This window comes from Candidatus Chlorohelix sp., from assembly GCF_037138995.1.
Taxonomy (GTDB): Bacteria; Chloroflexota; Chloroflexia; order Chloroheliales; family Chloroheliaceae; genus Chlorohelix.
The window spans coordinates 153955-168784 of sequence record NZ_JBAXHI010000002.1 but is presented as its reverse complement, the minus strand read 5'-3'; the positions used below and the strand labels follow the sequence as shown (position 1 = coordinate 168784).

Annotated in this window: 13 protein-coding genes and 1 pseudogene; 12 read left to right on the top strand and 2 right to left on the bottom strand. The window is 45.3% G+C overall.

Features of this window, described 5'->3' with window-relative positions; translation table 11 throughout:
• Positions 1-50: 50 nt before the first annotated feature.
• The 8 genes and pseudogenes from WCK19_RS01880 to WCK19_RS01845 all read left to right on the top strand — a co-directional run bounded on the left by WCK19_RS01880 (position 51) and on the right by WCK19_RS01845 (position 6096).
• Positions 51-1865, top strand: coding sequence for an FAD-dependent oxidoreductase (locus WCK19_RS01880; protein WP_342395651.1), 1815 nt, complete (start codon positions 51-53; stop codon positions 1863-1865).
• 189 nt (positions 1866-2054) lie between these two features.
• Positions 2055-2396 (top strand): rhodanese-like domain-containing protein, encoded by a 342-nt coding sequence (locus tag WCK19_RS01875; protein ID WP_342395650.1) that lies wholly within the window; start codon positions 2055-2057, stop codon positions 2394-2396.
• A 156-nt stretch (positions 2397-2552) separates the two neighbouring features.
• Positions 2553-3260, top strand: a complete 708-nt coding sequence (locus tag WCK19_RS01870; RefSeq protein ID WP_342395649.1) for a response regulator transcription factor — start codon at positions 2553-2555, stop codon at positions 3258-3260.
• Positions 3257-4354, top strand: coding sequence for an ATP-binding protein (locus tag WCK19_RS01865; protein WP_342395648.1), 1098 nt, complete (start codon positions 3257-3259; stop codon positions 4352-4354). Before WCK19_RS01870 ends, WCK19_RS01865 begins: the two co-directional genes overlap by 4 nt.
• Positions 4355-4376: 22 nt before the next feature.
• On the top strand, positions 4377-4775 hold the full coding sequence (locus WCK19_RS01860) for a DUF302 domain-containing protein (protein WP_342395647.1): 399 nt from the start codon (positions 4377-4379) through the stop codon (positions 4773-4775).
• A 59-nt stretch (positions 4776-4834) separates the two neighbouring features.
• Positions 4835-4963, top strand: a pseudogene (locus WCK19_RS01855) (glutaredoxin domain-containing protein); the annotation flags it as partial.
• Positions 4937-5326 carry a PDZ domain-containing protein gene (locus WCK19_RS01850; RefSeq protein WP_342395714.1) on the top strand — a complete coding sequence of 130 codons (390 nt, stop codon included), beginning with the start codon at positions 4937-4939 and terminating at the stop codon, positions 5324-5326. The pseudogene WCK19_RS01855 and the gene WCK19_RS01850, both read left to right, overlap by 27 nt.
• A gap of 305 nt (positions 5327-5631) precedes the next feature.
• Complete coding sequence (locus WCK19_RS01845; RefSeq protein ID WP_342395646.1) at positions 5632-6096, top strand: hypothetical protein; 465 nt, start codon at positions 5632-5634, stop codon at positions 6094-6096.
• A 49-nt stretch (positions 6097-6145) separates the two neighbouring features.
• Here WCK19_RS01845 and WCK19_RS01840 read toward each other — a convergent pair whose 3' ends face one another.
• Entirely contained in the window at positions 6146-7201 is a 1056-nt protein-coding gene (locus WCK19_RS01840) for a 2-oxoacid:ferredoxin oxidoreductase subunit beta (protein ID WP_342395645.1), read from the bottom strand.
• 57 nt (positions 7202-7258) lie between these two features.
• Positions 7259-9091 (bottom strand): 2-oxoacid:acceptor oxidoreductase subunit alpha, encoded by a 1833-nt coding sequence (locus tag WCK19_RS01835; protein WP_342395644.1) that lies wholly within the window; start codon positions 9089-9091, stop codon positions 7259-7261.
• Between the two features lie 519 nt (positions 9092-9610).
• Between WCK19_RS01835 and WCK19_RS01830 the strand changes: the two genes are divergently transcribed.
• From WCK19_RS01830 to WCK19_RS01815, 4 genes are all read left to right on the top strand, one after another.
• Positions 9611-10789: a PD-(D/E)XK nuclease family protein gene (locus WCK19_RS01830; protein ID WP_342395643.1), complete on the top strand. Its 1179-nt coding sequence runs from the start codon at positions 9611-9613 to the stop codon at positions 10787-10789.
• 355 nt (positions 10790-11144) lie between these two features.
• Positions 11145-11507 carry a response regulator gene (locus tag WCK19_RS01825; RefSeq protein WP_342395642.1) on the top strand — a complete coding sequence of 121 codons (363 nt, stop codon included), beginning with the start codon at positions 11145-11147 and terminating at the stop codon, positions 11505-11507.
• A gap of 76 nt (positions 11508-11583) precedes the next feature.
• Positions 11584-12114, top strand: coding sequence for a hypothetical protein (locus WCK19_RS01820; protein ID WP_342395641.1), 531 nt, complete (start codon positions 11584-11586; stop codon positions 12112-12114).
• A gap of 24 nt (positions 12115-12138) precedes the next feature.
• Entirely contained in the window at positions 12139-14814 is a 2676-nt protein-coding gene (locus tag WCK19_RS01815; RefSeq protein WP_342395640.1) for a glycosyl hydrolase, read from the top strand.
• Positions 14815-14830 lie beyond the last annotated feature (16 nt).

Here is a 14830-nt window from a genome sequence, read left to right as displayed (position 1 = left end):
TAAATTGGGGCTAACCCATAAATGGTATCACTAGAGTAGAGGAAGTAGTCATGAGCACAAAATTTGAAGTTGCCGCCGGGGATAGTGCCTGGTTAAAGAAAAATATAAACTGCCAGTTTAACTGCCCGGTAGATACCAATGTACCCGAATATATTGATAAAATCTCACAAGGCAAGTATGGCGAAGCTTATGAAATAAATCGGTACAGTAATGTGCTGGTAGGCGTAATGGGTCGTATTTGCACGCACCCCTGCGAAGAGATTTGCCGCCGTTGTCTAATTGATGAACCAATAGGCATTCGTGACCTGAAACGGGTAGCCGCCGATAATGGTTTCAAAGATGCAACAAAACTTACCAAAAAAGCCGGTACTTTACCTACCAAAATTGCTATTGTTGGTGGTGGTCCTACCGGGTTGGTAGCAGCACGAGACCTTGCCGAAGCAGGGCATTCTGTGATGATATACGAGGCGTTGGAGAAGTTGGGCGGTCAAATGTGGGCTGGTATTCCTGACTATCGTATGCCACGCGATATAACCGATGCAGAAATTGAAGCAAACGTGCTGGCTCTTGGCGTAGAATACAAACTCAATACCTATATCGGTAAAGATATTCTTCTAAGTGATTTGCTTGACCAATACGATGCCGTCTTGATGGCTGCCGGTACATATAAGGAAAAACCGCCTGCGACTTGGGATAATAAGCCTGTACCCGGTGCAGACCATCCTAAAGTTATACCCGGTTTGAAATTTATGCTAGATTACAACCGCGGGGTTAAAACTGATGTTGGTACCCGTGTTGGAGTATTGGGCGGTGGGTTTACCGCAGTGGACTGCGTGCGTTCATCGGTACGTCTAGGTGCCAAAAAAGTATCCATGTTGTATCGCCGTACACTTGAAGAAATGAGCGCGACCGATGAAGAAATCAACTTGATGGAACCAGAAGGTATTGAAATAAAAACCTTGGTCTCATCAAAAAATATTGTATCAAATTCAGATGGCTCGTTAAAAGGTATCGAAATGGTTCGCATGAAAATGAGCGAACCCGGCGCAGACGGAAGGCGCAAAGCTGTACCTATAGAGAATAGCGAGTTTATCTATGAGTGCGATACAGTAGTAGTTGCCTTCGGTCAGGATGTAGATCCCTCGTGGGCGGGCGACTTGCGAGGACCTAAGCGCAACACTAAATACCCTGAACTGCTATACGCCAAGGGCGGAGAGTGGTTCGAGCGCGATAGAAATACCTATATGACTAGCGTACCGCGCTTGTTCATTGCCGGTGACTTCTATACCGGCGCAAACGATGTGGTTCACGCCATGGGCGAAGGACACGCCGTTGCTCAAAGAATGGATCAGTTCCTTAAAGCCAACAAGATTTCGATACAGAAAATTGAAGCTTTCCCGACTAAACGTCCACTCTTCAAAACTGGTTATGATGCTTTACCTCGACAGCATATGGACTTGCTAACGATAGCTGCTCGGCGAAAACGCCCATTTGAAGAAGTAGAGTTGGGTCTTACCAAAGAGCAAGGCGCAACGGAAGCTTCACGTTGTTTGTTGTGCCAAAACAATATTAACATCAATCCTGACAGATGCATTCTTTGTGGATTGTGCGTGGAAGCCTGCCCTTACGATGTTCTCTACATGATACCCGCGCAGGATTTAGAAGGCAGTAGTAAGGAAGTGCTACCGCAACTGAAACGAGAAGAACAGGGAGATTACAGCGGGATGCTATTGGATGAAAAACGCTGTATTCGCTGTGGCAACTGTGTGGATGTTTGCCCCACCGAAGCTATTGATTTCCTCAAAGTTGTGGACATTTCAACAGATTACGTACCCTTAGCTCTAAGGAGCGTTATCAAAAAATAACAACTTTCGGAGTTAAGCCTTGTTCTATCACAGGAACAAGGCTTTTCTTTTACCTCAAATCAGCTGAGTGTAAGTTAGGCTAAAATCTTCAAACTTTCTTCATATCTACCTTAATAATTCTTCAAACCTCTTTGATAAAATTACTCCAATGAGTTCCATTTACAAAGCATAAATCAAGGAGATAACCTAATGTTCAAGCTTTTCGGATCAAAGACTTTAGCCTACGAAAATATTACACCACAAGAAGCCGACCAGCGTATTAAAACCCAAAAACCTTTGATAATTGATGTCCGCGAAGGTTACGAATATTCGCAAGGACATATCAAAGGTAGCAAGCTAATACCTTTGAGCCAGATTAGCAGCAAAATTAATGTAATCGGCGCGAAAGACCGTGAAATTATTGTTGTATGCCGCAGTGGAGGTCGTAGCAGCCATGCTGCAAATTTACTTAGCAGTCAAGGGTTTACTCGTATTGGCAATATCAAGGGCGGTATGATTGGCTGGATGCGTGCCGGATTGCCTTTAGAATAAGAATCTGTAATAACACAATCTTTTAACCTGATTTTGAACAAAGCGTGGAATTATCCAAACTCTATTATCTTCGCCAGCTTAAGAGTACACTATTAGTAGTAGAACTGGTCAGTTACAATGTTCCTGTAACTTGAATAGGATAAGCGGGGCAAAGATATGGCAGAGAATACCACACCGAAAATACTCATAATAGAAGACGAAGAGAGCATCTGGAGCTTAGTAAAAGGCTATTTAGAGAGAGAAGACTATAATGTCGCAGTAGCTACCGATGGTCAAAGCGGCTTGGAAATGGCACGGCGCATTAAACCGGACTTGATTGTGCTAGACCTGATGTTGCCCGGAATAGATGGTTTGGAAGTTTGCCGATTGCTACGGACTGAATCAGACGTGTATATTTTGATGCTTACTGCCCGTACCGAAGAAATAGATCGCATCATAGGTCTTACGATGGGAGCGGACGATTATGTAACCAAACCCTTTTCACCTCGTGAACTGGTTGCGCGAATTAAAGCCGCGCTAAGGCGTTATCGCCAAGACTCCGCTACCGTTACAATCCCCCGCAATATACTTGGAACGCTCACACTGGAAAGCAGTTCCCGCAAGGTTTGGGTCAAGGAGCAATTGCTGGATTTAACCCGTACTGAATTTGAGTTGCTCTCAACCCTTACTGACATGCCCGGCAGAGTTTTTAGCCGTGAACAACTGCTCGAAGCAGTCTGGAGTCATGATTATTTCGGTGATGAGCGGGTGGTGGACGTACACATCGGACAACTGCGAAAAAAAATAGAATTGGCAGGAGGGGGGCAACCGATAAAAACAGTATGGGGAGTGGGCTATCGCTTTGAGGCGGAGGCTGGAAAATGAACTCTCTCCGCACCCGCCTATTTATCTCCTATCTATCTATAATCGTGGTAGGGGTATTTACCCTGTTTATTGCCGCCAGTCTGATAGCGAGTACCTTCTTCCGCGCAGATATTCGTAGCATCCTAACCGAGAAAGGCAACAGTAACGCCAGTATTGAAAGCTTGAATAACGCCTTCAATAACGGCATCCGAAATTCCCTAATTATTGCCGCCTTTGCTTCTCTGATTAGCGCGTTAGTAATTTCACTGGTAATGAGTAGCCGCCTTTCGCAACCGCTACGAGCGCTTGGAATTGCCGCTACCCGAATCGCATCAGGAAAATATAGTGAGCGGGTACTAGCGCCGAACATCAAGGAAATGTCGGATTTAGCATATTGCTTTAACCAAATGGCAGAAACTCTGCAAGAAAACGAACGCAGACGGCGGGAACTTATTGCTGATCTTGCTCATGAACTCCGCACGCCGCTCACTGCCATTGAAGGGCATATGGAGGGGTTAATTGATGGCGTGCTTGCGCCTACTCCCGTTACTTTTGGAGTAGTTCAGCGAGAAGCACGCCGCTTACATCGGCTTTCCGAAGAATTAAGCGAATTGTCGCGGGTTGAATCTGGCATGCTAAAGCTTAATCTGGAAAAACTTATTCCTATTGAGGTACTTAACGAAGTAATCGCAAAGGTAAACCCACAGTTTGAATTTAAAGGAGTCAGGTTAGAAATAGACTCGACAGCAACAAAAGCCGTAGCAGTTAAAGCAGATCGTGACCGGGTGGAACAGGTTTTGATAAATCTGCTTTCTAACGCCTTGCGCTATACTGAAAAAGATGGTTATGTCAAGTTATATGCTAACAATATGTCTGATGAAGTCGAGTTCAAAGTAGAGGATAATGGCGGCGGAATTTCACAGGAACACTTAAAGCATGTATTTGAACGCTTTTACCGCGCCGATAAATCCCGCTCACGCGGAGCAAGTAGCGGCAGTGGTATTGGATTAACTATTGCAAAATACCTGATTCAAGCGCAAGGTGGCGACATATGGATTGAAAGTGAACCAGATAAAGGTACTATTGTTCATTTCAGCCTTTTACGCTGGCAATAACTATATAGAAAGCGAGGATTTTATGCAAAATAACGCTTACGGGTTTGGCAAAAAAATTCCCTTACCCTATCTCGAAGCCATAGAAAAAACCAAAGCGGCACTTAAAGAGCAAGGTTTTGGAATATTAACTGAGATTGACATGAAAAAAACTCTTAAAGAAAAAAGAGGAGTTGATTTCCGACCCTATATAATTCTGGGCGCATGTAACCCACCGTTGGCGCATCAAGCGCTTACTGCCGAACTTGATGTAGGTTTGTTACTACCCTGCAACGTAATTGTGTACGAAGATGAGGGAGGCAGTATGGTAAAAGTAATGGATCCTGAAGCCGCCCTTAGCGTGGTTGACGTACCAGAATTAGCAGATATGGCGAAAAACGCCAAATCCTTGCTGCAAAAAGCAATAGACTCTTTACCTGATTAGGAGGCTTGATTATGGCAGATGCAATTGTCTATTCCACCAACACCTGACCGTATTGCCGAACGGTGAAAGAGTTTCTTTCACGGGAGCAAGTTAGTTATATCGAGAAAAACGTGGGGCTTGACCAAGCCGCCGCCCAAGAAATGGTAAATCGCAGTAAGCAAATGGGCGTTCCGGTCACAATAATCGGCAATGAAGTGATTGTTGGTTTTGACCAACCCGCGTTGCGTAAAGCAATTACGCAGTTGCGACAATCAAAGGGAAGTGGGCTGAAACTAGGCGCACATGTGGCGGATGCGGCAAAAGTATTGGAGTCGCAGAGCAAGCCTGCCAGTAAAGGAGCGTTGGTTGGCAAAGTTCAGCCGGGTTCATTGGCTGAAAAATCTGGGTTGCGCGAGGGCGACATCATTACCGGAATGGAAGGGCAAACTATAGAAGGAATCGAAGATTTAGCTGCCTCGTTAAAACGGATAGCCGCCGCTAACTTTAAGCAACCAACTATAACAGTCTTACGTGAAGGTCGCGAAAATATTATTTACCTAATGATTGATTAGATACAGCTAATAGATGTTATGTAAAGTGCAGGTGTGATGCCTGCATTTTTTATTGTGGAAACTTTACATTGATTTTACAAAGCAAAATATTCGAGAAAACGACTTTTGCCTATTGCAATAGTATGAACATACTCTTTTCTAAGAAGGCTGCTATGTAAAATCAAAGTTGGCAACCACAATTTTATGTAGTAACTTTTTACATTCCCCAAATGTAGCGATTACATTGCAAGGCTAAGATAAGAGTGGATACAGCGATTGGCAATCCAAAAAGAAGTTTTCAAAAATACCCGGAGGTCACACGAATTATGAAACACACATCATTAAAACAACGCTTAGGAATAGGAATTGCAACCCTGCTGTTAGTCGGTAGTGTTGCGCTAGGACCTGCTCAGGCATTGGCTGCCCCCACCGACAATGCCTTACAGACTACTGCAACAATGCAAACAATCCAGTTGCAAGCCACCAACGCGCAGAAGCCAGACATCAGCAAAATCAAGGATAGAGTCATTACACGCTTGAACGAGCAATTGGATAAATTAAACAAGCGGATTGCTACAATAACGGATAAGCTTTCCAAAGCCACTAAGGATGTGCAGAAAGCCAAACTTCAGAAGTTACTTACCCAATTGGGGGATAACAAGCAAAAACTCGAAGCCTTACTAGCTAAATTGCAAAAAGGGGATATTACTCTCAAGGAATTGAGGAGTCTTCTCAGCGAATATCGCCAGAGCCACCATCCCAAAGTGGGACAAACTCAGGTAGCGGAATAATAGCTAAACCCCCATCCATTACCCGGACGGGGGTTTTTGATAAGCATTATTAATTCATATCTGCCATTATCTTATCAAGAGCTTCGCGGGGTGGTCGCAATTGCGCCTCGTTAAGATGCGCCAGCGGTGTATCTACGATGTGAAGCGCCTCATGAATACGCTTACGCCCTTCATTGATATAAAGCAGACCGGTAATAAATTCTTGGTTAGCTTGCGACTCTTCCAGCTTGCTAATGGCAGCATTTCGATCTTGCGGGTTGTAATCCTCGCTAAGCTTCCGGAGTACAATGGTAGAACCATCGTGCATACGAACTTCTCGTGCAGTGCCTTCCTCGTAATCCACCACAATTTCACCCTGCGGTTCTATAAAGCTGATGTCGTGTAGCCGTTCTTCATTAGCCTTGCCGTAGCTATAGCTCTTAGTAGATTCTTCATGATTATTGAAGGTAATACAGGGGCTAATAATATCCAGAACCGCTGTACCGCCTTTATAGCTTAGGGCTGCTTTCAATAATTCGCGTACTTGTTTGGCATCACCCGCAAAGGAACGCGCCACGAAACCGCACCCGGAAGCAATCGCTTCAAGGCACAGGTCAATGGGCGGCAATTCGTTGACTCCGGCATATTTCAGCTTTTGCCCTTCATCGGCAGTTGCCGAGAACTGCCCTTTGGTAAGACCATACACGCCGTTATTTTCAATGATATAGACCATAGGCACGTTACGGCGCAATAGGTGTTTGTATTGTCCAAGCCCAATACTACCAGTATCACCATCTCCGCTGACACCGATGGCAAGCAATTCTTTATTCGCCAGAACTGCGCCTGTCGTCAGAGAGGGCATCCGTCCATGTAGGGAGTTAAAACCATGAGAACGATTCAGGAAGTAGGCAGGCGACTTGCTAGAGCAGCCGATACCGCTAGTTTTAATAACCCGATGCGGTTGTAGTGATAGTTCCCAAGCCACCGCAATAATCTGGCTGGCAACCGAGTCGTGACCGCAACCGGAGCAAAGGGTCGAAGGCTTCCCCTTGTATTCGGTACGGTCAAAACCCAGAAGATTTAGTTTGGAGCCGCCTGCGCCCGGTTCTTTTACTGCTGCTGTCATAATCTATGTCCTTTATTTATAGCCTTTGCATACAAATTTAAAATGCCTGATACAGTATTACTGAAAATTGCTCATCACCTTTTCAGTAATAAATTGGGCAGTAAAGGGCAAACCATCGCAATGCGCCACGGATTTCAAACGAGCAGCATGCTCAGGTGAATGGATTTGTAACAATTTGTGCATCTGCCCATCGTAATTCATTTCAACCACAAACACGATTTCATGAGACTCGATAAACTTACTGGTAGTTTCCTCTAGGGGCAACGCCCGCAACCGCAAATAATCGGCAGATACTCCTTGAGTTTGCAGCAAATCGCAGGCTTCTACTACTGCAGGGTCACTTGAACCATAAGCGATAACGCCGATATTTGCGCCTGTTCGCGTTTGGATAACTGGCTTAGGCACTAAAATGCGGGCGGTATCGTGTTTACGGGCAAGGCGATGAAGATTTTCTTCCCAATCATCAGGACGTTCGCTATAAGCAGCCTCAGCATTATGACCTGTGCCTCGCGAAAAATAGGCTGACATTGGATGCGGATTACCGGGTAAAGTCCTCCAACCTACCCCATCTCCTTCAATATCGGCATACCGTTTGAAAGAGCCTAGCCGTTTGAGGTCATCTTCTGATAGCACTTTTCCGCGGTCAAGCGGCTTTTCCGGGTATTGGAACGGTTCGGTCATCCAAAGATTCATACCGAAATCTAGGTCACTCAATACAAATACCGGGGTTTGGAGATGTTCTGCAAGGTCTAAAGAGGTAATGCCGAAATCAAAACATTCCTGCATATTGCCCGGCAACAGGCAAACATGACGAGTATCACCATGACCAAGAAAATAGGCTGTCAATATATCGCCCTGAGAAGTGCGAGTCGGTAAGCCCGTACTGGGACCCATCCGCATAATATCCCAGATAACAAGCGGCACTTCGGCAAAATAAGCCAAACCGGCAAATTCGGTCATGAGGGAAAGACCGGGACCGCTAGTAGCAGTCATAGCCCGACAACCTGCCCAACCTGCCCCTACCAACATACCGATAGCCGCGATTTCGTCCTCCGCCTGTACCACCGCGCAGGTCAATTTTCCAGAAGCGGGGTCGGTACGCAGTTCGCGCAAATATTCGTTTATGGTATCAACAACGCTGGTAGAGGGAGTAATCGGATACCAAGAAACCAACGATACACCCCCGAATAATGCGCCTAAACCGGCAGCGGTATTACCTTCAATCAGGATTTTGCCATTAGTTAGGTCGAGCGGAGCAACCTTGTAGATGTCTTTTTTTGGCAAGTTCTGACGTACATAGTCAGCCGCTTTAGAAACCACCCCATAGTTTAATTCTACCGGCTTTGCTTTCCCGTTAAAGTGCTTAACCAACGCCTCTTTTATTTTGCCTAAATCTATACCTAGAATCTCGGCTAATCCGCCGACATAAACCATATTGGCAATATAATCTTTTAACTTTATATCTGCGCCGGATTCTTTTACCAATTGCTTAACCGGCAAGGGGTAATAGACTACATCATTGCGCGGATTCAAAAATGTATAGTCATCAGGATAGAAACAAGCGCCACCCTCTCGCAACGATTGAAGGTCTGCATCGGCGGTTTGTACGTTGAAAGCAACAAGGATTTCGGTTTCCTGCCGCCGTGCCACATAACCATCTTTGCTAACTCTAACTGTGTACCATGTTGGCAAGCCGGAAATATTAGAGGGGAATATATTCTTACCGTTTACCGGTATTCCCATTTTGAAAATCGAGCGGATAATAGTGTTATTGGCAGTCTGGCTACCGGAACCGTTTACTGTAGCAATCACTATCGAGAAATCGTTTACCACTTCGGGATGACCAGAACTATCGTATTGGCTCCCGACGCGGGTATCTAGCACAGTCATTTTTACCAGCTACCTCCTTGTAGTTTTTTAATATCTAAGATTTTCATTGATTTTTAACCTGTGAAACTTTTCTGTTGTACAAATCACTTGGAGAATGTTTAAACCATTTTCTCATCCCCCATATGGCTTAACAAAGCCATTATTTATATAAATCATAACACAATAGTAGGCTTAATGCCCATCCTTTGGGGTAAGGATAACCCCTTTTATAATGTTTTTTTCTATAGTTTTTATGTCGTATAACGATAAAATAAAACACTTCTAATGTGATGTGCAAATCAAAGGGTAGCTCAAACCCTACTCCCAAACGGGACAAATAACAAACAGACATAGCATCATGCTGAGTAAAAAATAATATGTAAAGTTATAGTTTAAAACCCTTGTCAGGTAAAAACAGTTGTGCTAGTATAGTTATACTATACAAACATTTATTCGGCTCACCCGCTGGCGCGATTTCAACCGCGCCCGGTAATCTGCTATTCAAAACTGCTTACTGCTGGTTGATTTTACGGGAACGGCATGAAATATACCAAAGATGGACGCTTGATTCTCAGCGACTCCATGATGAAAATTTACCAAGACTGTGGGACGCGGTTTTGGTTTAACTATCACGAAAAACCAGAGGAACTACCTCGAGTACCTGCCCTTGAGTTTGGCACCGTGCTGCACAGCATGTTTGAAGAGTTTTTCAAACGCAAAAATCCTGCTGCAAAAATGTATATAAGCGCCTCAAACTTTGCCAATGTTTTCAGGGGCAAATGGTTTAGCATTGATTCACAGCCTAAAACCGAGCGCGGTAAGCGTAAGCCGCCGATGCTATGGCGTAGCCCGGATGAAAAAGAAAAGCTGCTTGGGGCTGGCTATAAAGTTTGTATGGATTTTTTCGAGAGAAACCAAAACGTCCCATTTTCCCATGTAATGGTTGAGCAATTCTTCATGGTAAGCCTTACCAACGAAAAAAACGGGCGGGGCTACGCCTTGCAAGGTTACATTGACCGCTTAGAACTTAAAGATTCCACTGCGCCCGGCAGTTTTAAGCCTGAAGAGTTGGGGAAGGCAATTCGCGAAAGCAAAGACGGCTCATTGCTTATTGTAGATTATAAATCCGGCTACAAACCCACCAGTTCTGCGGCAGTTGCCATTGATACCCAATTCAGTTGCTATGACCTAGCGGTGGAAATGATGTTTCCCTTCCGGGAGCGCCGCTTCGCTATAGAAAATGTACGCGATGGTTCGCATACACCAACCCTACGCGGCGAAGGCGAAAGGCGCGTGCTACGTGAGCGTATTTTCAGTATCGGGCGTGACATCCAGAAAGAACGCTATCCCCTTGCTTCAAATATGTACAAATGCGGTACATGCTCTTTCCTGAAACATTGCTATAGCCTTCAAAAGTTTGCACACCAGAAAGGCATCCATCCTGAAGACTTAATGCGAACTAGCGCCCCTCTTAAAAGCGGTAAGAAAAATTCCCCCATGTTTGAGTGGAAAGACGGAGAAATAATCAAAGTGGATGAAAGCAAACTTCGACAGGCAGAAAAGCTCAGTACCAAGCCGGTACAACTTTCTTTCTTTGTAGATGAAGAAGAAGTTGCTGAAATCGAAGAAGAATTAAGTACCGGAACACCCACCGCGCATGCCGCCAATATAGTGGAGCGCGTCATGGATTGGGAAACCCCCGAAAGTTTTGCGATTTAAGCCATCAAAAAAGCTCCCAAAACCATTGTAACGGTAAGGGAGCTTAAACAAAGGCTCGATATATACTCTTCAAAAGCCGTAGAATCAAGCGCCGCGTGCCTTTACCCAAACCCCGTTGAGAACCGTTTTATAGAGAACAATTCCATTCTTGCAACCGCTCTGTTCTTTCTTCCTTTCAAATAGATTGACGATATTATATGCCATTTCGTTTCAGCAAATTGTAAAACTCTTGATTTTCTACGTTCATAAAGATAAGCCCAATAGACGAGAATTGGAGGATTGGTAGCATGGATACTTGATATAATATGTATAATATTCTGTAAAGGGTTATCGCCTAGTAAGCGAGGAAAAAAACATGAGTGAAATAATTAAAGTGCTGGTTATTGACGACGATCCGATAATACGTGAGCTTGTTTCGACTAACCTGAAATTTATGGATTATGAGCCATTTACTGCATCAAATGGAAAAGCTGCTTTCGAAATTTTCCAGCGAGAACTACCGAAACTTATCTTTGTAGATAAAATATTGCAGGGTCTCAGCGGTGACTCGATTGCTGAACAATTGAGGAAGTTGAATCCGAACGTATATATTGTTACTATGAGCGGGCAAAACTTGCCTGTAAAGGGAAGTAGAGGGATGCTCACAAAGCCCTTTACGATTGAACAGCTTATAGAAGTATTGGAAGATGCTTCCAACTATATTTTCAGCAATTCCTAATTTTAGCTTTACAATGCCCTAAATATCTTGTAAGCTATTTTCGCTATCTCTTATGCTGAAAAGGCGTAATCACTCCGTGGATGTCTTTGGGTACATTTATCTAGGAAGTTTCATCTTTGGTATTGTGCTAACTGTAGCAGATTGGCTAACAGGTGGTACAACCTTACCTCGACCTGCCGAGGGAGGCAATACAAGGATGGAGGCGTTGATTGTCGCCCTAATCTGGTTTGGAGTAGGCGGCTTTGTTGGCGTACTTGCCGGAGCAGAGGACTGGTGGAGCATACCCGGAGCTTTTCTTTCCGGCACTTTAAGTTTTATTATCGCGCTTTTCCTTCTAATGCGCGATGAAGAAAATGATTTAACCCCTCAAACATTACATGGTCAAGTAGCCCGTGTAGCCACCCCAATTTCTGCAACAAACACTGGTAAAGTAGTGTTTTGGCTTAAAGGAACTGCCTATGTCCTTCCCGCGCTATGTCCTAATGGCAATTCTTTTGAATTGAATGACCAGGTTGTAATCGTTAGTGGTAACAAAGAATTAGTCCATGTTGACAGCCTTACCAAACTTTTAAAGGAAGTTGGGGCTGAAAAATGGATGACTTCATAGCCGGCTTAGTGGAGAAACAACCTCATGAAAAAAAAGTTAGCAATTATTTGTAGCTTACTTATGGTCTTAAACCTAATAACAAGTCTCTTTGTTAGAGAAAATTACGCGCTTGCGGCGGAAAGCATGGGTTCACCTGTACCGAATTTTACCATCGGGCAAGGCGCAAACTCTCCTTTTGGTTTAAATGTTCAATCAGCAGCGCGTTACGGCATCTCCGGCAGCTTTGAAAAACCGCTAAATGCTGCCAGTAGTACCGGCGCAAATTGGAATCGGGAAGAATTGCGCTGGGATATGGTTGAGCCCTATTCCGGCAGATGGGATTGGGGCTTCACCGATGAAGCGGTTAATAAATCAACCGAACGTGGTCTGAACGTTTTGGGTTTATTGTCCTATAACGTTGACCGCAGCGGCGGAAAAGCGCAACCTAACTACGCTATGCCTGAAATCAATGCATGGCGAACCTATGTAGCTACTGTAGTCAGCCGTTACAAAGACAAAGTGCGCTATTGGGAAATCTGGAACGAACCCAGCGATACGAAATACTTTAACATTGCTGACCCCTCTCAGCGGGCGCAAAACTACGCACAACTCTTGCAGGTCTCTTATGACACCATAAAAGGCATTGATGGCGGTTTACAGGTAGTAACGGGCGGAGTCAGCGGCTTTGACGTACCATTTATGGAAGAAGTATTAGCGCGGGGCGGCAACGGCAAATTTGATATTTTGGGAGTACATCCCTATGTAAATTTCTCTGCCAGCCCTGAAAGTAAATATTGGTCTGATACCCAATTGGCATACTTTGAAGCTTTTGCCGCTCGTGCAGGCAAGCCGGTATGGGCAACCGAGTTCGGTTGGGATACACGTGGTTCAATCGCGGTAGATGAGAGCAGACAGGCTAATTACATTGCCCGCGCTAGTGTTGAAGGTCTTGCTACCGGTTTGCAAAAAATGTTTATCTATCAGTTCCGGGATGATGGAGTCAATCTTCAGGATGGCTATGGCATTGTGCGAAGCGATTGGGTAACACCCAAACCCTCCTATGTCGTTTACAAAAACCTGATTGCGCGGCTAACTGGCGCAACTTTCAAAGAGCGTTTCGAGCCTTTCGATGCGGGCAAAGTTGCTATTGATAGCTTTAATGGGGCAAATAACTTCAGCAGTTATGCCAACGCTCCCAGCACTATCAGCGCCTACCTGAGCGGCGACCAAGCACATAGCGGCGGCACATCCTTACGCATTGATTACGCTTTCAATGGTGATGCCTCGAACTATATACAAGTGGGAAGGCAAGTGCCAATAGACGGACAACCGACTAAGGTCGGATTTTGGATATATGGAGATAACAAAGGCGCGGATGTGCGAGTCCTGATAAAAGATGCCACCAATACCCTATTCTATTATGATGTAGGTAGCGCGGGTGGTACGGGTTGGCAACGCCGAGAAGCGTGGCTATCAGGCGAAACCGCCCCTAATACACCTCCTTCCAGCCAGATTCGCTATCCCATCAAATTCGACTCGATTCAGCTAATAAGCCGACCAAACGGCGCGAAGTGGAGCGGCTCAGTTTATATTGATGATGTGTATGCCTCCGGGGGTGCGCGAGGCTATGGTTATCGCTTTGAGCGCAACGGCAAAAACATTGATGTAATGTGGGTTGATAACGGTAGCGGAACAGTTACACTCCCTACTAACGATGCAGCCGGTACGCTATATGACCGCTCTGGCAATTCAAGCTCAATTGCGGCTAAAGATGGGAATCTAACAGTCAATATAAATGATGATATGGTATTTCTGGAACATTCCGGCAAAGTTTTACCTGGTTCTAGCGCCGGCACTAACCCCAGTCCGGTACAATGCGGGGCGCGTCCTACCTCCCTATCACCAAATACCGCTTTCCCGAATGATTGGTTCCAGAACTTCTGGAAACGCTACGATTTTTATGCGGTTGGGGCGCGTAGTTATGTTTGGGGCGATAAACCCTTCGCCAGCGGCAGCGAGTATTATTATCAGGCGTTGGACGGAAACGCCCAGAACACCAAACAACGCCAAGTTGTCTATTTTGACAAGAGCCGCATGGAAATTACACGAGCCAGCAGCAACCCGCTTGCGACAGGCTATGTGACCAATGGACTCTTAACCGTAGAACTCATAACCGGGAAGATGCAATTGGGTGACAACCTCGATGACCCGCTTCAATTTTCGCAATGCTCCCCAGCCAGCGTACCGATTGCGGGCGACCCAGACGATACATTTGGACCAAAGTATGCCAGCCTGAATGGGCGACGCGCCGATGCTGCCAAACCAGTGGGCTCAGCAGTGAGCGAAACTATCGACTCCAGCGGCAATCTTGGGCAAGGCGACTCACGCGGGGTAGTGGGCGGGTATTACGAACCGATTACCAAACACACTATTGCAAAGCCCTTCTGGGATTTCCTAAATGACCCAACCCAACGTATTTGGGTAAACGGCAATCCAGTAATCGGAAGGTTGTTTGACCCTTATTATGAAGCGCCGGGCTTGCCTATAACCGAAGCCTATTGGGCAAAGGTAAAAGTGGCGGGGCAAGTCAAGGATGTGTTGGTGCAAGCCTTTGAAAGGCGCGTGCTAACTTACACCCCCACTAACTCAGCAGCGTTCAAGGTGGAATGGGGCAATATCGGAAGGCATTACTTCTTCTGGAGATACGGTATTAGCTACTAGAGAGCCTCTATTGTCT